A 23066-nucleotide genomic window follows, 5' to 3' on the forward strand; every position below is an offset into this window, starting at 1 on the left:
CTGATGGATGTACTCATGGTCAACTCCCTGCAAGCACAACTGCTCAAATCCGGTCTGGTCGACGAGAAAAAGCTCAAGCAAGCCCAAAGAGCGAAGAAGAAAGCCGCCAAACAGGAACCGGAAAAGGCTGCCGATACCGGCGCAGCCATTCAGCGTGCCCGCGAAGAAAAGGCCGAGCGGGACCGTCAGCTCAACCTGGAGCGCAAGGCAGAAGCCGAACGCAAGGAACGCGAAGCCCAGGCCAAGCAATTGATAGAGCAGCACAAACTCGACCGCGCCGGTGGCGAAACGGCCTATCAGTTCGTGCACAAGAAAAAGATCAAGCGGATTTATGTCACCGAAGAGCAATTTGCCCAGCTGAGTCGCGGCAAGCTTGGTGTGGTACGGGTTTCAGGTAGTTATGAACTGATTCCGCTGGCAATTACCGAGCGACTGGCAGAGCGCGTCCCCCATTGGCCGGTCAGTGTTGCCAAGGTAGAGGCCGACACCCCTGCTGAAGACGATCCCTATGCCGACTACAAGATCCCCGACGATCTGATGTGGTAAGGCCGCGAGCCCGCCAGGGCTGGCGGGTTTGACCCGAGCAGCGCTACGCACTGCCAGCCGAGTACAACTCAGCGTTCCCGGGAGTAGCGCCACCGGAAGAACCGTGCGGCCAGCCAACGTGCTTTTGTACTGAACATTGATGAGAAGCCGCAGCAACTGGCACCGCCCCTCTCAGAAAGCACCCTGTGGGACCGCCTTATGGGACCGCCGAGTTGCACTCGGCATAGCAGCCCGCCAGGGCTGCCGGGTTTGACCCAAGCAGCGCTGCGCACTGCCAGCCGAGTGCAACTCGGCGTTCCCGGGAGCAGCGCCACCGGAAGAACCGTGCGGCCAGCCAACGTGCTTTTGTACGACAATTAATGAGAAAGCCGCAGCAACTGACACCGCCCCTCTCAGAAAGCACCCTGTGGGACCGCCGAGTTGCACTCGGCATAGCAGCCCGCCAGGGCTGGCGGGTTTGACCCAGGCAGCGCTGCGCACTGCCAGCCGAGTGCAACTCGGCGTTCCCGGGAGCAGTGCCACTGGAAGAACCGTGCAGCCAGTCAACGTGCTTTTGTACGACAATTAATGAGAAAGCCGCAGCAACTGACACCGCCCCTCTCAGAAAGCACCCTGTGGGACCGCCGAGCTGCACTCGGCATAGCAGCCCGCCAGGGCTGGCGGGGTTGACCCAAGCAGCGCTGCGCACTGCCAGCCGAGTACAACTCGGCGTTCCCGGGAGCAGCGCCACCGGCAAGGCCGAGCATCTTGTCAACAGCGCTTTTGTACTGAACATTGATGAGAAAGCCGCAGCCTCTCGCACCGCCACTCTCAGAAAGCACCCTTGTGGGACTGCCTTGTGGGACTGCCTTGTGGGACCGCCGAGTTGCACTCGGCATACCAGCCCGTCAGGGCTGGCGGGGTTGACCCAAGCAGCGCTGCGCACTGCCAGCCGAGTGCAACTCGGCGTTCCCGGCAGGGCCGTGCAGCCAGTCGCTGAGAGCGGCCTGCCTGCGACCTGATTACTGCCCGCGCACGAAGTCGATCAGGCCTTTGGTAGAGCTATCCAGCGACGGGTCCTGGGTACCGGAGCGGATAACCCCCAGGGTCTGATTGGCAATCTTCTTGCCCATTTCCACGCCCCATTGATCAAAGGGGTTGATGCCCCAGATGACCGACTGGGCAAACACCTTGTGCTCGTAGGCCGCGATCATCGCACCCATGCTGAAGGGTGACAGCTCACGCAACAACAGGGTCGTGCTCGGCTGATTGCCACGGTAGTGCTTCCAGGCTGGCAACTCCTCCGGATTGTCCAGAGCCGCCTCACCCAGCGCCAGCAAGCGTGACTGGGCAAAACAGTTGGCCAATGCCAGCTCATGCTGGCGGATCAGTTCATCCGAGCCCGCTTCGGCCTCAGCCTGATAGCGCAGCGCCGGTGCGATGAAGTCGCAGGTCACCACTTCCGTGCCCTGATGCAGCAATTGGTAAAAAGCATGCTGCGCATTCGGCCCTACTTCGCCCCAGAGCACCGGACAGGTATGCTGTTGCACCTGCTGCCCATCCCGCGTCACCGACTTGCCGTTGGACTCCATCTCCAGCTGTTCCAGGTAAGCCGGCAATTTCTCCAGACGGCCGTCATAGGGCAGGATGGCATGCGCATTGATACCCAGGCAGTTGGTGTTCCAGACGCCGATCAGCGCCATCAGCACCGGAATGTTTTCCAGCCAGGGCGCATTGCGAAAGTGCTCGTCCATCCACCAGGCCCCAGCCAGCAAGCGTCTGAAACCGGGCATGCCGATGCGCAAGGCAATCGGCAAACCGATGCAGGACCAGAGAGAGTAGCGCCCACCGACCCAATCCCAGATACGCAGCTGGTTCTCCGGCAGAATCCCCCAGTCAGCCATCTTGTCAGCGGCTGACGATACGCCGATAAAGTGGCAATGCATCAGTGCCTGGCTGGCACCCAGGCTGCGTTCCAGCCAGGCCCGCGCGGTATCGGCATTGGAGAGCGTATCGACAGTGGTAAACGACTTCGAGGAAATAATGAACAGCGTCTTGTGTGGGCGCAGGTCGTGCAGCAGCTGCGCCATCTGGCTGCCATCCATGGATGAGGCAAAGTGAATGCCCAGCTTGTGTTGCTCGTCATCCACCTCACCCAATGCCCGGCTGACCATCAGCGGGCCGAGATCAGAGCCACCCACGCCAATGTTCACCACATCGGTAATCGCCTCCCCCGTGACCCCTCGCCACTGGCCGGCATGCACCTTTTCCACAATCTGCTGCATGCGCCCCAACTGCGCCTGAACCCCGGCAAAAAGACCCGGCTGCGGGTCGGCAAACTCGGTATCTGCCGGCGCCCGCAAGGCCCAGTGCATGGCCGCCCGGTTTTCCGTATTGTTCACCGGCTCGGCACTGAACAGCCGCCGGGTCCAGTCACGCAGTTCCGCCGCATCCGCCAGGCTGGCCAGCGCCTGCATCACGGGCTGGTCAACCCGTTGCTTGCTGAAATCCAGCAACAAGGGCCCCTGCATGACCGAAAAGTGCTGATGGCGCTGCGCATCCGCCGCAAACAGATTGGCCAGATGCTGCCCCTGCAGCCGTTCGGCATGCTCGGCCAGATGTTGCCAGGCTCCGGACATCTGCGGATTACCGCCATCCGGGATGGCATTGTACTGGGCAGGTTTGATCGAATCGTTCACCGGCCTACTCCGTAATAAACAAATCCATGGCTGCGAACATAGGTCGGATCGTAAATATTGCGACCGTCCAGCAACACCGGTTCCCGCATCAGCTTGAGCAACCGGCTGAAATCCGGGCTGCCGTACTCCTGCCATTGCGTCATCAGCATCAGGGCATCCGCGCCTTCGGCCGCCGCGTAAGCGTCAGGTATACACTGCAGATCCTCGCGCTCGCCATAATGCGCCTGCAAGGCGGGCAACGCCTCCGGATCATGAATGCGCACACTGGCCCCCTGTGCCCACAAGGCTTCCAGGGTCCGCAACACCGGCGCATTGTCAATGCGGCCAGTCCCCGGTTTGAAGGCCGCACCCCAGATCGCTACCACTCGCCCTTCCAGCTCTGTCTGGTAGTGCTGCCACAGCTTGCGAAACAACACTTCCTTCTGTCGTTCATTGATTGCCAGCACCTGGTTGAGCAACTGCGAGCCCACACCGGAAGCCTGCAAGGTATCCACCAGATTGATCACGTTGGAGGCAAACCCGGGCCCACCAAAGCCCACACCCGGTTGCAGGTAGGCAGGGCCAATCCGAGAATCGGCCGCCAGCCCGCGACGGACCTGATCAATATTCAGGCCCAGGCTGTCGGCCTGGGCGGCCATATCGTTCATGAAACTGATCCGGGTGACCAGCATGCCGGTAATCGCCAGCTTGGTGAATTCAGCCTCACGCGGGGTCATCACCAGGAAAGGATCTTCACCACGACAGAATGGCCGGAAAATCTCGCGCACCAGGTGCTCCGCCCAAATCAGATCACACCCCAGGATGATTTTCTCCGGCTCAGCCATGCCCTTGAGTGCCTGCCCTTCCTGCAAAAAGTCCGGCAGGCTCACCACTGCAGCCTCGGCCTGCGCGGCCAGGGTACGCAGGCACACATTCAGTTCTTCAGTACTGCCGACGGCAAAAGGCGACTGATTGACAACCAGCCAGTTGCGTCCGGGTACGCGTGCAATGCGTTCTATCAGTGCTTTGGCAACCGCATACTCTTCCGCGCCCAGGCCAACAAAAACGGCCCGGCAGCCCGGATCGGGCAGAGCGTCGAAGTCAGCAAAACGCAAACGCTTCTGCTCCCGCTGCTGGGTCAGCAGCTGCGCCAGACCCGGCTCACTGAAACCCGACCGGCCCGCCGCCAGCTGCTCGGCCAGTGCCCCTTCAGGCACGCGCAAGGTCACTTCATGCCCGGTAGACGCCAACATGCCAGCCGTCACGACCGCAAACAGGGTGTTGCCGTATACATCGAGCTGCATCAAGCAATCTCCGCTGCATGCTGACGAATCAGGGCGGCCAGGGGTTCACCCACCTCGGGATGGCGCAAGCCATAGGCCAGAGTCGCCTGCATGTAACCGGTTTTACTGCCGCAGTCGTAAGTGTTGCCGAGCATGCGATAGGCCTCTACCGGCTGTTCTTTCAGCAAGCTGGCAATGGCATCGGTCAACTGGATTTCATTCCCGGCACCGGGCCGGGTTTCGCGCAGCAGGGCAAAAATGCGCGCCGGCAGGACATAACGCCCGACCACCGCCAGATCGGAAGGCGCATCAGCCCGAGCAGGCTTCTCTACCAGCGCCGTAACAGGCTGACTTTCCCCGGCTGCCGGCGCAGTGCCCTGCAAGGCGACGACACCATAGCTGGATACATTCTCCATCGGCACCTGCTCAACCATTACCTGAGCACCATGTCCGGCGGAAAAACGCTCGCACATCAGCGCCAGATCCGGCTGGCTACCCGCCGGCAAAGCGGCGTCATCGACCAGCACATCGGGCAGGAGCACGGCAAAATCCTCGTTGCCAACCACCTCTTGAGCACACAGAACGGCATGCCCCAAACCCAGTGCCTGCCCCTGCCGCACACTGATGATGCGCACATCCGGCGGCACTATGGAACGAAGCACCTGCAGCAAGGCATCCTTGCCGCGGCGCTCCAGCTCGGACTCCAGCTCGTAATTCACATCGAAGTGATCTTCAATCGCGCGCTTGGCCGAATGGGTCACCAGCACGATTTCACGAATACCGGCCGACACCGCTTCTTCGACCACATATTGAATGACCGGCTTGTCTACCACCGTGATCATTTCTTTCGGAATCGCCTTGCTCGCCGGCAAAAACCGCGTACCCAAACCTGCAACAGGGAGAATTGCCTTCTTGATCGTCACGGGCTACATCCTGAATTGAACAGTACATTGCATCAGCCGGCCCTGTTCAGGCCCGCTGACGTTGAACACGAATCGCGCGCAGGGGCATTTTCAAGCGTTGCTCACGGTGCAGCAGGTTGATCAGCAACACTGCCCGCTCATTTCCATCCGGATGCAGGAACACCGCATCAAGCTCGCGCAAGGGGCCTTCGGTAATGCGCACCAGGTCACCCACCCTGAACGCCGACTCCGCCGGTTGCTGATCAGCACGTTGCTTGATCGCATGAATAAGCGCCGGCTCGAGTTTCAGCGGCAAGCCTCCGAAAGTCACCATGCGCGCTACCCCTCGGGTCGAGCGAATGCTTGACCACTGCTCGGCACCTGCCGCCATGCGCACAAACAGGTAACCGGGAAACAGCGACTCGCTCAGCAGTACGCGCTTGCCGCCGCGAACCCGCTCCACACAGTGCACCGGACGATAACAATTGATCTGCTGATTGCGCAGGTGCCACTCGGCACGTTCATCCTGGCGTGATTTGCATTGCACCAGATACCAGCCATCAGCTTTGCTTGACTGCACATTCCCCTCCTGCCTCCATGGCTCAAATCATGACAGCGGTGAAATCCGTCCACCGTCAGTGCATTACCTCGTCGGACGTCTTCTGCTGAAGATGCAGCCAGTCCACTATATCTTCCTGGGGCTGATAACCCTGAACCAACTCCGCCATCAAAACCCGCAAACGCTGGTAATCGTCTGCCTCAATGGCTTCTGTCAGCCCGTCCAGAGCCGGTTTCAGGCTTCCCCAGGGCAAGAAATCCTCGCTCGCCCGCATGATCATTGCGTGATCAGTGGTACTCACGTTGCTACCGATCAACAGCTCCTCGTACAGTTTCTCACCCGGGCGCAAGCCGGTAAACTCGACCGCAATGTCGCCGGCGGGGTTTGACTCGTCCCGAATCGACAAACCCGACAGGTGAATCATCTTGCGCGCCAGGTCCAGAATACGAACCGGAGCGCCCATATCCAGCACGAACACATCCCCACCCTGCCCCATCGAACCCGCCTGAATCACCAGCTGCGCCGCTTCAGGGATGGTCATGAAATAACGCGTCATCGCCGGGTCGGTCACGGTTACCGGGCCACCGCGCAGAATCTGTTGCCGAAAGCGCGGAATAACCGATCCGGATGCCCCCAGCACATTCCCGAAGCGCACCATGGTGAACCGCGTCTTGCACCGTTTGCGTGACCCGGCTTCGGCATTATTACTGCTCAGTGCCTGCAATACCATCTCGGCCAAACGCTTGGTGACACCCATCACACTGCTCGGGCGCACGGCCTTGTCCGTCGAGATCAGCACAAAATTGTCCACCCCGGTACTGATGGCAGCCATCGCCGTATTCAGGGTACCAAACACATTATTGTGCACACCCTCACCAATATTGTGCTCTACCAGCGGCACATGTTTATAGGCGGCGGCGTGGTAGACAGTGTTCACGCCAAAGCTGCGCATTACGTCTTCAAGCCGCTGCAAGTTGCGTACCGTGCCCAATACCGGTTGCAACATAACCGGCAGATCGTCAGCGCGGATGCGCTCTTCCAGTTCTGCGTTGATGGTGTACAAATTGAACTCGGCATGTTCGAACAGAATCAGCGCGCGCGGCCCCAACCCCAGTATCTGGCGGCACAGTTCGGCGCCAATCGACCCGCCGGCACCGGTAACCATGACCACCTGATCGCGAACACAGGATTCCAGCAACGCCTTGCGCGGCGGCACCGGGTCGCGGCCCAGCAAATCGGCGACATCCACTTCCTGAATATCATCCACCTTGACCTTGCCGCTGGCCAGATCCATGAAGCCCGGCACACTGCGCACATGCAAGGGAAAAGCCTGCAGGTATTCCAGAATTTCACGTCGCCGTGCGCGCGAGGCCGACGGCATTGCCAGGAGCACTTCTTCAACCCCGGTCTCTTCGATCATTTCACCGATACGGGAAGGCTTGTACACCTTGATACCGGCAATCACCCGGTTGATCACATTGGGGTCGTCGTCGATGAACGCCACCGGCTCCATGCCACGCCCCAGACGCAGGGCTGCAACCAGCTGGTTGCCGGCTTCCCCGGCGCCATACACCGCCACCTTGATCCCCATTGAGCGAGCGTTTGCCGAATGGCGCACAAAGGGCAGACCCAGGCGGTAATCGCCGAGCACAAACTGTCGCATCAACAGGCGCAGGCCACCCAGCAGCACCAGACTGGTACCCCAGTAGATGATCACCAGTGAGCGCGGCACCAATGCCGTGGAGGAGCCGACAAAATAGATAATGGTCGCCAGCACCAGAGCGGACAAGGTGACCGCTTTCAGAATAGCCAGCAAGGCATCGCTGCCCATGTAGCGCAACACGGCGCGGTACATGCCGATTTTGATGAAGAAAGGCAGGGAGACCAAAGGCGCGGCACAAAACAGCCACAAATGCCCTCCGAACGGCTCGACCATCGAGGTATCGCCCAGGCGCAACAGGAAAGCCGACCACAAAGCCAACCAAACCAGCAGCACATCGACGGCCACCTGGATCAAACGCTTTGATCGACGGGGCAAATTCAGCAATTTATTGCGCAGCATCCAGCTTCTCCGCTCTCCCGGCACCCAGTACCAGTGCCAATCCCATCAGGGGTAACCACGCCAGCAACAACACTATCAGCCCCGGCAGGTGACCGGCGGCAGCAACCCAGGCCCAGGGGAACAGCCACACAACATTCAGCAGGCCAACCGCAACTGTCACTCTGGCATGGCTGTGCCAACGCCGGCTGGCAAACTGGTAAGCGTGACGCCGATGCGCATGATATACCTTCTCACCCCGCATCAGCCGACGCAACAATGTCACGCTGGCATCGACCATGAAAACACCCAGCATCACCAACCAGGCCCAGAACAATTCCACTGACAGCAAGCCACCGTGCAGTGCCAGCACGGCCAGCCAGAGGCCGAGAAACCCACTGCCAACATCGCCCATGAAAATGCGTGCCGGTGGCCAGTTGCAGAATAAAAATCCCAGCACTGCCATGGCTGACAACAGCAACAGCACGGCGTTCCCTGCAAAACCGACGGTCCAGTAGATGACTGCCATGGCCAGGGTCACGCTGACGGCCTCCAGACCGGCAATACCATCAATGCCATCCATGAAGTTGAACAGGTTCAACAACCACACCAACAGCAAGGTCGCCAACAGCCAGCCGATCAGACTCTGGCCAAGCTCGAAACCGAACAACACCAGCGGTGGCAACTCGCCCAGACAGAGCAGCGCCCAGGCCGCCGCCACAAAATGCCCCAGCAAACGCCAGCGTGCAGCCACATGCCCCGTATCGTCCACATACCCCATCACCGCGACCAGGGCACCCGCAGGCCCCAGCGCCAAGGCCAGGCGCGCCTCAACCAACGCCAACAGAAACAACAGCGGCAAACACAACACCAGGGGCAACACAAAAGCCAGGCCACCACCTCGGGGGGTGGGCAACCGGTGAGAGCTGCGCGCATTCGGCACATCCAGCAATTGCCGCTGCAACGCCCACCGACAGACGCCTGCGGTCAGCCCCCACGACAGCAGCACCAGCAACAGGGCCAACACCAGGGTTACCGTCATGCGCATGGTTCATCCCGCAGCAGCGCCAGCGCCGCCGGCATGCCGAGCGGCGGCGCCCAGTCCAGGTATTCCCGGGTCTTGCCGATATCAACCTGCAGACTTCCCAACAAGCGTTCCGCCTCCGCCGACTTGCCACAGGCGCGCGCCAGCCATTGCAGGCAGCCCACGGGCAACGGCAACAGACGCAGCGGACAACCCAGGGCCTGCGCCAATCGACGCAAGAGTTCCGGCGTACTCACATCATCCCCGTCACTGGCCATGAATATCTGATTGACCGCCCGGGGATGGTCAATACAGCGATTCAACAAATCCACCAGATTATCCAGTGCCAGCATACTGCGGCGATTATCAACCGCAGCCAACGGCAGCGGCCAGCCAGAGCGCACCCAGCGCATCAGACGGCGAAAATTGCCGCCCACACCCGGGCCATACACCAGCACCGGACGCACAATGACCACCTGCATCCCGGTGTCGGCGGCCAAAGCCAGCAAGGCTTCTTCGGCTTCGCGCTTGGATAGTCCGTAAGCGCCGTCCGGACAGGCCGGATCATCAGCCCGCAACGGCTTGCCGGGAAGGCTCTCGCCCCCTGCGGCCTTGACCGAGCTGACAAAAACGAAGCGCTGCACCCCAGCCGCTGCCGCTGCCCGCGCCAGCGCCAGCGTGCCTTCGACATTGACCCGACGAAACGCCGCCAACGGATCGCTGGCTTGCTCATCCAGCACATGCACCCGTGCCGCAGCATGCACCACGACGGAGTGACCACGAACGACCGGCTGCCAATCGGTTGCTTCCAGACTGGCAATGGAGCGGGTTGCAACAGAATCCGGCAGATCCGCCAATGGCTCGCGCAGTGCCAGGGTCAAACGCACATCTGCCCGTTGCTGCAAACGACGCCACAAACGGCCGCCGATCAAACCGGAAGCGCCGGTCAGCAACACCGCATGCTCGGCCTTCGGCTCAAGGTACTCATCAAGGTTCAAGCATGGCTCCTGTCGCACTCCGCACATCGTCCGCCATCTTACCGCTAAACCCGCAGCAACAGAACCGTCATCAAGCCTCGGGAATGACCACGTCCAGGGCTTTGCCACGGCGTTTTGCGTGCTCGCGCAGCTGCTCGGCCAGTGCCTGTTTCGCCTGTGGATCACCATGCACCAGGCGCACCTGCTCGGGCCAGTGTTCCATCCCCGTCACGAAGCCGACCAGGCCATCCCGGTCGGCATGCGCGGAGTATCCTCCCAGCACATGCACCTGAGCACGAATGTCATAGCGTTCATTATCCAGCTCCACATAACCACCGCGCGGCCCGTAGCGCTGAATCTGCCGCCCCGGCGTGCCTTCGGCCTGATAACCGACAAACACCACATCATGCCGTGCATCGCCCAGCATGGCTTTCAGGTAGTTGACGATGCGCCCGGCCGTGCACATGCCGCTGCCGGCTATCACTACCGCCGGTTGCCGGGTCTGTGCCAAACGGTTGACCATGGCCTGATGCTGAGCGTGATCATCCACCCGCAGCAGGTTGTCAAAAGCCAGCGGACGACGCCCGGCAGCAACCCGCTCCAGTGCTTCCTTGTCCCAGTAGGGCTGCAGTTCGCGATACAGGTCGGTAAAACGGCTGGCCAGCGGCGAATCAAGAATCACTGGCAGCCTGGCCCAGTCATAATACCCGCGCTGCTGGCTGATGATGTCTTCCAGCTCATAGAGCAGCTCCTGCGTGCGGCCAATACTGAATGCCGGAATCAGCACCGTACCGCCATCCGTCAACGCATGCTCCAGCACCGCCTGCAAACGCGCTTGACGCTGCCGCCGATTCTCATGCTGCCGGTCACCGTAAGTGCTCTCCAGCACAACCACATCGGCCTGCTCGGGAATAACCGGTGGTGGCAGCAGTGGCGCATGGGTTGCGCCCAGGTCACCGGAAAAAACCAGCCGGCGACGGCGTTCTGTCTCCGGGTAACGCACATCGCAGTCAACCCAGGCCGATCCCAGAATGTGTCCCGCGCGCTGCAGCCGGATCCGGCAACACACCGCCGCATTCTCGAGTACCGTCACCCACTCACCGTAGGCATGCCCTTGCAGGCGCTGCCTGACCAGGCCGACAAAACGGCCGGCCAGCTCGCGGTCCCGCTGCACGCCAACCATAAAGGCGTCTTCCAGCACCGTCGGCATCAGCAGTGCCGAAGCTTGCGAACAGTGCACCGGGCCCTGAAAACCCGCCGCCAGCAACCAGGGCAAGCGCCCGATATGATCAATGTGCACATGGGTAGCAATCAGCGCCCGTACCGACTGCATGGCGAACTCAATACTCAGGTCGCCCGACCCGGCACCGGCTGCGGACACCTCAGCGCCCTGAAACAGACCACAATCGATCAACACGCTGTTATCCGGAGTCAGCCATAGCTGATGGCAGGAACCGGTGACTCCGGTCACGGCCCCATGGTGTTGAATCCAGGGATAATCCTGCGGAAAACGCCTGATCTCGCCCATACAGCACTCCTTGCCGTTTATCTCAGCCGTGATTATACGCCGATCGCACAATAACTACTGTGAACCAGTTGGCAAAACCGCAAACTGGTAGCAGCCAGACATGTATAATGCCGCCTGCAAACACCAAAGCCCTGGCAGCAAACCACCGGAAGCCCTATGCCCCGCGGACCTCAACATCACTCATGACCCTCTGGCTGCAACTGTCTCGCACCCTGGTACGCTACCACCGGCTCTACCAACTGCTGTTTTTCATGACGCTGGGAGCAGCCCTGTACTTTGGCCTGCGCCCTCACCATGCGCCGCCCAGCCACAGCTGGATACCGCTGACCCTGCACGTCAGCGGCATGTGGTTCATTACGCTGCTCAGCTTTCTGGCCTTCCCGCGCGGGTACTGGTGGCTGCATGGGCTATTGCTCGGCGCGCTCGGCACCGGCATCGAGTTCGGCCAGTCCTTTCAACCCAGCCGCACGGTCGACCTGTATGACATCTATGCCAACCTCGCGGGCGTCGCGCTGGGCATCCTGCTGGTCGGCCTGCTCAAGGGCGCACGCAAGTGGCTCTCCTCGGGCTAACCGGTTTTCCGACGCACAGAGCTGTGGTGATTGGCCAGAACAGCCACCGCGCACAACACGACAAAAGTGGCGGCATTGGCGGGCATCTGCAAATCAAAATCAGTCAACCCGTGAAAGCCGATGGCAAGCACGCCGACGCCCACCCCCATGCCGACACCACTGCGATACAAGGACTCATTCAACCACACCGGTTGCAAAGCCAGCCTGAGCACCAACAGTACAAAGAGCAGCAACGGAGCAAAACCGAGCACACCGAATTCGACAAAAAACTGCATGTAATCATTGTGGGCCAGATCAAAATGCAGCCGGATATCCGGACCCGGGAAGCGCGGAAATACCGCCTCAAAGCTGCCTGCCCCCTGCCCCGTCCATGGCCGTTCCTGTGCCAGGGGAATAGCGGCAAAGAACACATCATCTCGCAGCTCGTTGGCCTTTTGCACCACCGCGCCATCCACCACCACATCGGTGAACTGAGTGCTCAACACGCGATCCTTCAGGCGTTCCAGGCCAAAATACTGGCTGATCACCAACACATCGATAATCAGAATACTGGCCAGGATAAGCCCATTGCGCAGTCGATTGCGCTTGTCACGCAAGACGAACAACCCGCCCACGCAGAGCAGCGCCGCAAAAAAAGCCGCATTGCCACCGCGTGAATGGGTCATGACCAACGCAATCACCATGATCACCAATGCCAGCCGCAACCGCGCTTTGGGCCCCAGCAGCATTTCAATCAGATTGGTCCAGCGAAAATCGCGGCTGTCACGCCAGGCCATCAACAAACCGATACCGGCCGCCAGGCACATGGCCAGATACCCCGCCATGCTGTTGCGATTGACAAAGGTTCCGGTCGCATTGCCGATATAGGTTTCCTTGGGCACCAACAGCAGCCACTCGATACCGGTCAGGGTCATGAAAGCGCCATAGAAGCCCTGCAGCGTTCCGCTGACCACCAGGGTGCCGAGCAACCAGTTCAGGCGCTTGCGGCTGCGAAACAGGCTGAGGGTGAGCAAAAACAACAGGCTCAAGGCGCAACCCAGCAGCAGGGCCTGCAGCGTAGCGCCGGTATCCATGCTCAACCCGGTCGCCCATTGCAGCGCCACCCACAGCTGGGCCAGCAGCAACAAGCCCAGCAGCGGCAATCCCGGCTTCAATGCCTTGCCTGGCGGCAACACTGCGCGCCACTGGGCAACAGCCCATATCAGGCCCAGGCCGCCAATCCAGAGCAACATGACCCCTAACGCCCATTCCCGGTTACTGGCCAGCGGCAACGGCAACCAGATAAGCAACAGCAAAACACCCGCCATCAGGATACGATCAAGAGAAAAAACCGTGCTGCTCATGCCGCCTCGTTGTCTGTAATGGTTCGGCCCACTGGGCAAGGCTGCGCAGTTTAGCACCGCAAAAGCGTCCCGACATATGCCTTGTTCAGCCCACGCATCAGTTCCTGCAGCGGAATATCCGCCATTGCCCTGACGTCAACAAACTGAGAATATACCCGCGAAAACTGAATTCAATCATTGCGTTGGACTACCCGGCATTGTCATCTAGACTACAGTTGTCAGGTTCGCACCAGAGGCAATGAATCCAGTTTATATGCCCTGCAGGCCGTGTTGTCAGGAAATACGCAGAATCCTGTGGCGGTAGCATGCTTGACGGCATACTTCATACCCGCCCCACGCATAGACCAACGAGGACGTTACCATGCGCAAAGCACTCACCGGCATCACACTTGCCATCGCCCTGGCTTCCGGCCATGTCATGGCGGATGAAGCCACCTTGACTGCCCTGCAAGACGCCAACATCGTCATGACAGACCAGCAAGCCGACGCCATTGAAGCAGCAACCGGTGAAGAACTGATCGCCCTGATCACCGAACTGGCTGAAGCCAACGTCGACCAGGCCGCCGCCATTGTCAGTGCCGCCGTCAAAGCCGCTGACAGCAGCGAGACGGCCACGGCGATTGCCAACAGCGTTGCCAATGCACTGCCAGCCAACGCTCGCCCAGCGATCATGGCCGCAGCCCGGTCTGCGGCGCAAAGCGCGGGCATGCAGATCAACACACCCGCTGGTGACCCGGGTGGCCCATCGGTACCATCGCCAACAGGCCCTGCGACCCCGAGCTCACCCGCCGGTGGTGGTAGCAGCAGCGCCAGCCCTACCTGATATTTTCCGGCCGGGTTGATGCCAACCAGCCCGGCTTTACTGACCTTCACATCCAAGGATAGTGACCGCATGAAAAAAACCACTCAACTCAGCCTGATCGCGCTGGCCGTTGCCGGTATCAGCTCACACGCCAGCGCCGTAGAGCCAGCCAGCATTCAGCTGACTGATGGCTTGATGCTGACCCCGGAAATCACTGCCGGCTACCGTTATGAAGACAACTTCCTGTCGGTGGAAAACAATGAATTGTCGTCCTGGATTACCACCATTAGCCCCTCATTGACCCTGCATGGTGGTGGCAGCAAATCGGAATACCGCCTGAATTACACCGGTGAGCGCGAGCTGGTCAATTCCTACAGCGAGTTTGGCAATACCGATCATCACATCACCGCCGATGCAGGTTTCGAGTTCAACGCACGCAATCGTCTGGTGCTGAACGCCGGCTACCACAAGGTAGAAGACCTCTCCAGCTCTGCGACCGGCGTCGCCGAACCCGACAAGTACAACACCCGCAACATTGGTGGCGTTTATACCTACGGCGCGCAGACCGCCCGTACCCAGATCGACCTGGGCGCCAGCCACACCCGCTTGCGGTACGACAACACCGGCAACCTCAATGCTGACAAGGAACGTGATACCGACGCCGTACACACTACCGTCTATTACCGCATAGCCCCGCGCACCCGCGCACTGGCCGAACTGCGCTATGCCGAGCTCGACTATGTATCGGCCAGCGCCTTGAATGCCAAGAACTACGCAGCACTGGTCGGTGCCACCTGGGAAGCCACAGCCAAAACCACGGGCACCGTCAAGCTGGGTGGCGAACGCAAGCGTTTCGACAGCAACGTGTATGACGACACCTCCGGCGGCATGTGGGAAGTCGGCATCAACTGGGCCCCGCGCACCTACTCGACCTTTGACCTGACCGCCACCCGCGCGCTCGACGAAGGGGAAGACGGCGCCTCCGCGATCCAGCGCACCAGCACCGGTCTGGCGTGGACGCATTACTGGGCCACCCGCCTGTATTCCAACGTCGGTTATACCTATACCGAACGTGATTACGAAGACTACAATCGCAAGGATGAACTCGACAGCTTCAACCTGGGTCTGACCTACGAGATGCGTCGCTGGCTGGATTTTGGCGTGCGTTACAGCTATCTCGACAACGACTCCACCTTCCCGGGTGAAAGCTACAAGCGCAACATCTTTGCCCTGAGCATGACCGCCAGCCTGTAAGCCTGGCGCCAGGCAAGACCCGAGGGGTGGCTTGCCACCCCTTTTTTACGCAAGACCCGTCGCAACCAAACAGAGAGCACATCACCCTATGGCCCACCGCATCTTCCACTACCTGCTTTTAGGTATGGTTCTGCTGGGAAGCAGCGTTCTCCAGGCACAGGAAAACTCCACCTATCGCCTCTCCTCCGGTGATGTCATCAGCATCAATGTGTTCGGCGAGGAAGACCTCAGTTTTGAAGAGTTGCGGCTCAATGATGCCGGCATCTTTTCGTTCCCTTTTCTGGGTGAAATCCGTGCCCGCGGCCTGACCGCCAGTCAGCTGGAAGACCTGCTCACCGAGCGACTCAAAGGCGACTACCTGATTTCACCCCGCGTATCCATCAGCGTGCTGCAATACCGTGAATTCTTCATCAGCGGTGAAGTGCGCGAACCCGGTGGCTACCCCTATCAGCCCGGCCTGACCCTGCGCCGTGCCATTGCACTGGCCGGCGGAATGACCGAGCGGGCCAGCACCAACCGCATCACCATCATCCGTGACCAGAGCGGCAGCAGCGAAAAAGGCAGCCTGGACAGCATCGTCATGCCCGGCGATACCATTACTATCGATCAAGGTTTCTTCTGAGCATGGAAAGCAGCACCAGCAACACCCCTGACAAACTCACGGCCATACAGCCGCTGGACGACAACAACGACGAAATCGACCTGCTCAAGCTCGCCCGCACTCTGTGGGCACGCAAGTGGAGCATTGTCAGTCTGACGCTGATCGTCATGCTGGTTACCGCGCTGGTAGTCCTCAGCATGACGCCGATCTACCGCGCCATCAGCACGCTGCTGATCGAAAAAAGTCAGGCTCAGGTCGTCTCCATCGAGCAGATGTATGGCATCGAAGGGAGCAACAGCGAATACCTGCAAACCCAGTTCGAGCTGATCCGGTCGCGCTCTCTGGCCGAGCGGGTGGTGCGCGAACTCAACCTGATGCACCACCCCGAGTTTGATCCGCGCCAGCAACCGGAACCACTGATCGACCTCAATCTGACCGCCCGCCTGCGCGAGCTGGGCATTGGCAGCGTCGTGCCCGCCACCCTGCCGGAAGACCTGGACCCGACCATCGAGCCGGCGGAAATCGAGATTTTTGATCAGGTAGTGCGCGATCTGCGCGAACGCATCACCGTCAGCCCCGTCGCCCGCAGTCAACTGGTGCATATCCAGGTGGACATGGCCGACCCACAGATGGCCGCACGCACCGCCAACGCACTGGCCAACGGCTTTATCGAACAACAGATGGAAGCGCGCATGGAAATGTCCATGACCGCGACCAACTGGATGAACACGCGTCTGGATGAGCTGCGTGACACCCTGCGCCGGGCAGAAAATCGCCTGCAGGAGTTCCGCGAAAAGGAAAACCTGGTCGATGTGGGCGGCGTAGCCACCATTTCCGCCAATGAACTCAGCCTGACCGGCGACCGCATGATCGATGCCCGGCGCGAACGCGCCGAAGCCGAAAGCCAGTACCGCCAGGTGCAGGCCATGCGCGGCGGCGGCTGGCAACAACTGGCAACCATCCCTGCCGTGCTCGGCCACCCGCTGATCCAGCAATTTCGTGCCGAGCAGGCCCGCGCCCGTGCGCGTGTGGATGAGCTGTCCAAACGTTATGGCCGCCTGCATCCGACCCTGCAAGCAGCGCAATCCGACCTGAATGCGGCCGAAGCCAGCCTGCGCGGCCAGGTTGAACAGATCGTCGCCGGGATCGAACGCAACTACCAGCTCGCGGTTGCCAACGAAAACTCCCTGCGCTCCAGCTTCAATGCCAACCGCGAACAGATTCAGGATATCTCGCGCAAGGAATTCGAGCTGCGCGAACTGCAACGCGAAGTGGACACCAACCGCGCCCTGTATGACACCTTCCTCGGGCGCCTGCGTGAAACCACCGCCACCTCGGACCTGGAAAGCGCCAACGCCCGCATTGTCGACCGCGCCACCATACCGGCCGAGCCGATTAAACCGAAGAAAACCCTGATTGTCGCCATTGCCGGCCTGCTGGCGGCTTTTGTCGGCATCGGCCTGACGCTGCTGCTGGATGCACTGAACAACACCTTCCGCCGCACCGAAGATGTCGAGCAGCGCCTCAACCTGCCCGTGCTCGGCATAGTGCCGCTGATCAAGAACCGCAAACGCAACGAAATCGCCCACCTGTTCAGCGACGGCCAGGACAAGGGATTCAGTGAATCCATCCGCACCATCCGTACCGGCGTCGTGCTCGCCAGTATGGAAAACCCGCAAAAAGTCATGGTGGTTACCTCCTCCATTCCCGGCGAAGGCAAAAGTACCGTGGCTGCCAACCTGGCCATGGCCCTGGGTCAAATGGAGAAAGTCCTGCTGATCGATGCCGATATGCGTCGCCCCACCCTGGCGAAAAACTTTGACTTCACCGTGGGCACCCCCGGCCTGGCCAACCTGATTGCCGGAACCGCCAAACTGGACGAATGCGTCAGGCGCGTGGAAGGCATCGACATGATGTGTGCCGGCAGCGTGCCGCCCAACCCGCTGGAACTGCTGAGCTCGCCACGCTTCAGCAAAATGATCGAGTTTTTGCGCAGCAAATATGACCGCATCATCATCGACTCACCGCCCACCCAGGCCGTCAGCGATGCCGTCGTACTCGCCACCCATGCCAACGCCCTGCTCTATGTCATCAAGGCAGAGGCTACCGCCGTGCCGCTGATCGAACGCGGTGTCGGTCACCTGCTGCAGAACCGCGCCCCGATTACCGGCATCGTACTCAACCAGGTCGACATCAAGAAGGCGCAAAAATACGGCTATGAATACGGCGGTTACTACGACTATTACGGCTACAGTGACAGCAAAGCCACATGATCGACCTGCACAACCACCTGCTGCCCGGGATTGATGATGGCGCACCGGACCTGCTGACCGCCCTGAAACTGGCCAGAATTGCCGAACAGGACGGCATCACCCACATGGTGTGCACACCGCACATCCATCCGGGCCGGTATGACAACAGCCCGGCCATCATCGGCCCGACCCTGGCACTGCTGCAGCAGGCCCTGCAGGACGAAGGTATCCAGCTGCAACTGGCCAGCGCTGCCGAAGTGCGCTTCGGCGTGGAAATCATGGCCCAGCATGCCAACGGCGAGCTGCCTTTTCTCGGCCAATGGCAAGGCAAGCAGGTACTGCTGCTGGAATTCCCCCACAGCGAAATCCCCTTCGGCGCCGAACGCCTGACCGACTGGCTGCTGCAGCGGGATATCATCCCCATGATCGCCCACCCCGAGCGCAACAAGGGCCTGATGCGTCAGCCCAGCAAACTCAAACCGCTCCTGAGTCAGGGTTGCCTGCTGCAAATCACCGCCGGCGCTGTTGTCGGCCGCTTTGGCGACAACGCCCGGGCACTGGCCACGCAGCTACTGAAAGAAAACCGGGTTACCCTGCTGGCCACCGATGCGCACAATCTCACTCACCGGCCGCCCGTGCTCAGCGAAGGTCTGGCCGCCGCCGCAGCACTGATCGGCGACAGCGCCGCACAGCAGCTGGTCAAAGACAACCCCTGGCAGATTGCTGCGAGCCACTTTGCATGAGCCGGAGCCGCACCGTCCCCCTGCCCCGCTGGCAGCAACTGTTACTGGCCCTGTTTGCCGCGCTGCTGGGTTGCGTATTGCTGATCACCGGCAGCCGGCTGCTGGTCTCCGGTATTGCCGGCTATCAGGTGCAGGCGTTCATCGAGAACTGGCGGCAACGCAACAGCGAGCCCAACCCCATCGCCTGGCAAGTCGCCGCGGACGCCGCCGACCGGGCCGTTCGCTGGCACCCCGGCACCAGCGGCTATCACCTGGAACAACGCGGCCACCTCTACCAATGGCAACATTACCAGCACGGCTATGGTGACCCCGCCGTTGCTGACGCGCGCGAGCAGTCGGTCGTCTCACTGCGACAGGCCATTGCCGCCCGTCCCAGCTGGCCGGACAACTACCTGGGCCTGGCCCACGGAAAAATGCAGCTCTGGCAACTGGATAGCGAATTCCTGCAAGCACTGGACAAAGCCCACTATTACGGCCCCTGGCGGCCGCATATTCAGGCCGGGCTGGCCCGGATCAGTCTGCAGATATGGCCACAACTGCCCCCCAGCCAGCAACAGCAAGCCCTTGAGACCGTCCAGCGCAGCCTGCGCCTGAACGGCAGGCGGCATGCCCGTCAGCTACTCAGCCTGCCCCTGCACACCATGACGCTGAGTGATGTCTGTGCGCGGTTGTCGCCAGACACCCCCGCCCGTGACGAACTCTGTCCTGCGCAAGCGAGTGATCAATGACCCCGATCAACACCACTCCGGCGCCCGGCCAGGTGCGCGGCCTGACCTTCTGGGGCCAATGGCTGGTCGCCCAACTGCTGAGCAGCAGCCTGCTGATCGGCCTGACGCTGAACAAACTCGACGATGTCACCTCGCCCTATCGCATCCTGATCATTCTGGCCGTGGTGTTCAGCATTCCCGTCTACAGCCTGCTGCAGACCTACCATAAGGAACACGGCAAACTGACCGGCCTCAGTCGGTTGCTGGGCGCCTGGCTGGTCCTGCTCGCCAGCCTGATCATTACCGCCTTTGTCACCAAAACCTCGGCCACCTACTCGCGGGAAATCATCCTGCTCTGGGCCTTCTTTGGCTTCCTGCTGCAAGCAGCCAGCTACCTGCCGCTTCAGGCCATTTCCAACCGCTATCATCAACGCCTGCGCCAGGAACGCCGCAGCCTGATCATCGGCACTGGCGAGCTCGCCGAACAACTGATCAAGGAAATCCAGCACCTGCAGCGCGACAAGCTGATCGGCCTGGTGCAGCACGACGACCAACCCGCTGATGACACTCGCCATGGCCTGCCCGTTCTGGGCAACCTCGACAGCCTGCGTGCGCTGATCCATGAAAAACGCATCAGCCGGCTGTATATCGCCTTGCCGCTGAGCGCCGCAACCACCATAGAAGGGCTCTACTTTGACCTGCTGGATGCCAGCGTCGATGTGGTGCTGATCCCCGACCTGCACAGCCTGGTGCTGCTCAATCACTCGGTACACAACATCGGCAGCCTGCCCGCCCTGCACCTGAACGAAAGCCCGTTGACCGCGCACCCCACCGCCGCCGTCAGCAAAGCCATCATGGACCGCAGCTTGGCCCTGCTGGCCATCATCGGCTTTGGCCCGCTGATGCTGTTGATAGCCCTGCTGGTCAAACTCAGCTCCCAAGGCCCGATCCTGTTCAAACAGCAACGCCATGGCATGAATGGGCACATCATCAACGTCTACAAATTCCGCTCCATGCGCCTGCATGACGACCAGAACGTCAAACAAGCCACCCGCGACGACACCCGCATTACCCCCATCGGCCACTGGATACGGCGCACCTCAATGGACGAACTGCCGCAATTCTTCAACGTCCTGCAAGGTCAGATGTCCCTGGTCGGCCCCCGCCCCCACGCCGTCGCCCACAACAACTACTACACCGACAAAATCGACGCCTACATGGCCCGCCACCGCATCAAACCCGGCATCACCGGCCTCGCGCAAATCAGCGGCTACCGCGGCGAAACCGACACCCTGGACAAAATGCAGAAACGCGTAGAACTCGACCTGGAATACATCAACAACTGGTCAATCTGGCTCGACATCAAAATCCTGCTGAAAACCCCCTTCACCCTGTTCAACAAAAACATCTACTAACCCCACCCCCCTGGGAACGCCGAGTTGCACTCGGCAAGCAGCCCAACAGGCTGCCCAAAACCATCCACCCCAACAGCGCCCCACCCCACCACCCAGCACAACCTGCCGCTCCCCGGGAACGCCGAGTTGTACTCGGCAAGCAGCCCAAAGGGCTGCCCCAAAAACCACCCAACCCAGCAGCGCCCCACACCACCACCCAAGTACAACTTGGCGCTCCCAAACACCAACCGCCCCCCTGGGAACGCCGAGTTGCACTCGGCAAGCAGCCCAAAGGGCTGCCCAACCCCACACTGGCCCACCAACCAATAAAAGCGTATTCTTGAAACCAAGGCAGTGGAGGTACAGCAATGAATGACTGCAAAGAAAACTCAGCCCTGACCAAAGTACGAAAAACCAAACGCAAACAGCCTTTTGACGACAACAAAATGCTGATGCAATTCGCCAGGCTGTCATCACGCAAATCCATCGAGAACCTGCTCGCCTCAGGCATCTCGGTTGTTTACATGAAAGACGGCGACCTGGTCAGCCAGAACCCTGACCATGAAATCACCGTCATCAAACCCGCCGAGAACAAGGAAAAGTTCGACCTGCGAGAGTACCTGTGCCACGGATAAGGCTGATAGCCGGCCCCAATGGCGCCGGCAAAACCTCTTTGATGAAAACCCTGGTCAGTCAGAAAGTCCCCATCGGCCAGTACATCAACCCGGATGACATCGCCCGCCACATCGTACTACCGGACGCACTGCAACGAACCGAGACAGCGTTGAATACGCATCCCGGCTGGCCTGAGCCCAACGAAGAATTCGACAATTACTTCTCGGTATCCCTCGCCCAGACCATAGCCACCGGCTTGCGTCAGGACTGGCTGCACTACCAGCTATCCCTGACCTACGAGTCCGTCATGAGTCATGAAAGTCACCTGGATTTCATCGACAGCGCCATAGCAGCAGGCTTTGAACCGTACCTGTATTACATCTGCACATCGGATCCAGAGATACACAAGGCACGCGTCAAGCAACGCGTAGCCTCCAACGGGCATGACGTCCCGGAAGACAAAATTGTCAGCCGCTACTATCGCAGCCTCAAGCTGCTTGAAAAAATGACACGCAAATGCAAAAGAGCGTACTTTTTCGACAACTCCGGCCACCATCAGCAACACTTTGCAGAAATCACCCCGGACGGCTACCTCGATATCTTCGAGGCACAATTCAACCAGGCAGACCCCATCTGGTTTGTAGACAACCTGCTAAAAGCATGGCCCAAATCCAAAATCCGCCTCGCCACCCTATAACCCCAACCCTAGCCCGCCTGGGAACGCCGAGTTGCACTCGGCAAAGCAGCCCAAAGGGCTGCCCCAAAAACCACCCAACCCAGCAACGCCCCACACCACCACCCAAACACAACTTGGCGCTCCCAAGCACCAAACCCATCCCCGGGAACGCCGAGTTGCACTCGGCAAGCAGCCCAACGGGCTGCCTCAAAAACCACCCAACCCAGCAACGCCCCACACCACCTCCCAAACACAACTTGGCGCTCCCAAACACCAAACCCGCCCCTGGGAACGCCGAGTTGCACTCGGCAAGCAGCCCAAAGGGCTGCCCCAAAAACCACCCACCCCAGCAACGCCCCACACCACCACCCAAACATAACTTGGCGCTCCCAAACACCAAACCCGCCCCCTGGGAACGCCGAGTTGCACTCGGCAAGCAGCCCAAAGGGCTGCCCCAAAAACCACCCAACCCAGCAGCGCTCCGCACTGCCAGCCAAGTACAACTTGGCGCTCCCAAACACCAAACCCACCCCCGGGAACGCCGAGTTGCACTCGGCAAGCAGCCCAAAGGGCTGCCCCAAAAACCACCCATC

General features: G+C 60.3%; 20 protein-coding genes. 11 read left to right on the forward strand and 9 right to left on the reverse strand.

Going from position 1 to position 23066, the window contains the following annotated elements; translation table 11 throughout:
* Positions 1 to 15 precede the first annotated feature (15 nt).
* Positions 16 to 546: a DUF2058 domain-containing protein gene (locus tag BLU07_RS08045; RefSeq protein ID WP_092385842.1), complete on the forward strand. Its 531-nt coding sequence runs from the start codon at positions 16 to 18 to the stop codon at positions 544 to 546.
* A gap of 1001 nt (positions 547 to 1547) precedes the next feature.
* Here the strand turns inward: BLU07_RS08045 and pgi are convergent.
* The 8 genes from pgi to BLU07_RS08085 all read right to left on the reverse strand — a co-directional run bounded on the left by pgi (position 1548) and on the right by BLU07_RS08085 (position 11514).
* Complete coding sequence (pgi, locus tag BLU07_RS08050; protein ID WP_231701706.1) at positions 1548 to 3224, reverse strand: glucose-6-phosphate isomerase; 1677 nt, start codon at positions 3222 to 3224, stop codon at positions 1548 to 1550.
* Positions 3221 to 4507 (reverse strand): nucleotide sugar dehydrogenase, encoded by a 1287-nt coding sequence (locus BLU07_RS08055; protein WP_092385844.1) that lies wholly within the window; start codon positions 4505 to 4507, stop codon positions 3221 to 3223. Before BLU07_RS08055 ends, pgi begins: the two co-directional genes overlap by 4 nt.
* Positions 4507 to 5409 (reverse strand): UTP--glucose-1-phosphate uridylyltransferase GalU, encoded by a 903-nt coding sequence (gene galU / locus BLU07_RS08060; RefSeq protein ID WP_157719133.1) that lies wholly within the window; start codon positions 5407 to 5409, stop codon positions 4507 to 4509. The genes BLU07_RS08055 and galU overlap by 1 nt, the downstream gene beginning before the upstream one ends.
* Before the next feature lie 46 nt (positions 5410 to 5455).
* Complete coding sequence (gene rfaH, locus BLU07_RS08065) at positions 5456 to 5968, reverse strand: transcription/translation regulatory transformer protein RfaH (RefSeq protein WP_092385846.1); 513 nt, start codon at positions 5966 to 5968, stop codon at positions 5456 to 5458.
* Between the two features lie 55 nt (positions 5969 to 6023).
* Complete coding sequence (locus tag BLU07_RS08070; protein ID WP_092385848.1) at positions 6024 to 8009, reverse strand: polysaccharide biosynthesis protein; 1986 nt, start codon at positions 8007 to 8009, stop codon at positions 6024 to 6026.
* Positions 7996 to 9033, reverse strand: coding sequence for an MraY family glycosyltransferase (locus BLU07_RS08075; RefSeq protein ID WP_331457080.1), 1038 nt, complete (start codon positions 9031 to 9033; stop codon positions 7996 to 7998). The genes BLU07_RS08070 and BLU07_RS08075 overlap by 14 nt, the downstream gene beginning before the upstream one ends.
* Positions 9024 to 10007 (reverse strand): NAD-dependent epimerase/dehydratase family protein, encoded by a 984-nt coding sequence (locus BLU07_RS08080; RefSeq protein ID WP_231701707.1) that lies wholly within the window; start codon positions 10005 to 10007, stop codon positions 9024 to 9026. The genes BLU07_RS08075 and BLU07_RS08080 overlap by 10 nt, the downstream gene beginning before the upstream one ends.
* A gap of 70 nt (positions 10008 to 10077) precedes the next feature.
* Complete coding sequence (locus tag BLU07_RS08085; protein WP_092385852.1) at positions 10078 to 11514, reverse strand: MBL fold metallo-hydrolase RNA specificity domain-containing protein; 1437 nt, start codon at positions 11512 to 11514, stop codon at positions 10078 to 10080.
* A 182-nt stretch (positions 11515 to 11696) separates the two neighbouring features.
* On the opposite strand from BLU07_RS08085, the gene BLU07_RS08090 reads away from it, so the two are divergent.
* The gene (locus BLU07_RS08090; RefSeq protein ID WP_157719135.1) at positions 11697 to 12086 is read left to right on the forward strand and encodes a VanZ family protein; all 390 of its coding nucleotides are present in this window, start codon (positions 11697 to 11699) and stop codon (positions 12084 to 12086) included.
* On the opposite strand, the gene BLU07_RS08095 is transcribed toward BLU07_RS08090, so the two are convergent.
* The gene (locus BLU07_RS08095; protein WP_092385856.1) at positions 12083 to 13429 is read right to left on the reverse strand and encodes an O-antigen ligase family protein; all 1347 of its coding nucleotides are present in this window, start codon (positions 13427 to 13429) and stop codon (positions 12083 to 12085) included. The genes BLU07_RS08090 and BLU07_RS08095 overlap by 4 nt on opposite strands.
* A gap of 361 nt (positions 13430 to 13790) precedes the next feature.
* Between BLU07_RS08095 and BLU07_RS08100 the strand changes: the two genes are divergently transcribed.
* From BLU07_RS08100 to BLU07_RS08145, 9 genes are all read left to right on the forward strand, one after another.
* Entirely contained in the window at positions 13791 to 14252 is a 462-nt protein-coding gene (locus tag BLU07_RS08100) for a hypothetical protein (RefSeq protein WP_092385858.1), read from the forward strand.
* A gap of 69 nt (positions 14253 to 14321) precedes the next feature.
* Positions 14322 to 15485 (forward strand): outer membrane beta-barrel protein, encoded by a 1164-nt coding sequence (locus tag BLU07_RS08105; protein WP_231701708.1) that lies wholly within the window; start codon positions 14322 to 14324, stop codon positions 15483 to 15485.
* A gap of 88 nt (positions 15486 to 15573) precedes the next feature.
* Positions 15574 to 16107 (forward strand): polysaccharide biosynthesis/export family protein, encoded by a 534-nt coding sequence (locus BLU07_RS08110; protein WP_092385859.1) that lies wholly within the window; start codon positions 15574 to 15576, stop codon positions 16105 to 16107.
* A 2-nt stretch (positions 16108 to 16109) separates the two neighbouring features.
* Positions 16110 to 18359, forward strand: a complete 2250-nt coding sequence (locus BLU07_RS08115) for a GumC family protein (protein ID WP_092385860.1) — start codon at positions 16110 to 16112, stop codon at positions 18357 to 18359.
* A complete protein-coding gene (locus BLU07_RS08120) occupies positions 18356 to 19081 on the forward strand; it encodes a tyrosine-protein phosphatase (protein WP_092385861.1) in 726 nt (241 codons plus the stop codon). Before BLU07_RS08115 ends, BLU07_RS08120 begins: the two co-directional genes overlap by 4 nt.
* Positions 19078 to 19809: a hypothetical protein gene (locus tag BLU07_RS08125; RefSeq protein WP_092385862.1), complete on the forward strand. Its 732-nt coding sequence runs from the start codon at positions 19078 to 19080 to the stop codon at positions 19807 to 19809. The genes BLU07_RS08120 and BLU07_RS08125 overlap by 4 nt, the downstream gene beginning before the upstream one ends.
* Positions 19806 to 21203, forward strand: coding sequence for an undecaprenyl-phosphate glucose phosphotransferase (locus tag BLU07_RS08130; protein ID WP_092385864.1), 1398 nt, complete (start codon positions 19806 to 19808; stop codon positions 21201 to 21203). Before BLU07_RS08125 ends, BLU07_RS08130 begins: the two co-directional genes overlap by 4 nt.
* 347 nt (positions 21204 to 21550) lie before the next feature.
* A complete protein-coding gene (locus tag BLU07_RS08140) occupies positions 21551 to 21817 on the forward strand; it encodes a hypothetical protein (RefSeq protein WP_092385868.1) in 267 nt (88 codons plus the stop codon).
* Positions 21805 to 22494: a zeta toxin family protein gene (locus BLU07_RS08145; protein ID WP_092385870.1), complete on the forward strand. Its 690-nt coding sequence runs from the start codon at positions 21805 to 21807 to the stop codon at positions 22492 to 22494. Before BLU07_RS08140 ends, BLU07_RS08145 begins: the two co-directional genes overlap by 13 nt.
* Positions 22495 to 23066 lie beyond the last annotated feature (572 nt).

The organism is Halopseudomonas salegens (genome assembly GCF_900105655.1).
Lineage (GTDB): Bacteria > Pseudomonadota > Gammaproteobacteria > Pseudomonadales > Pseudomonadaceae > Halopseudomonas > Halopseudomonas salegens.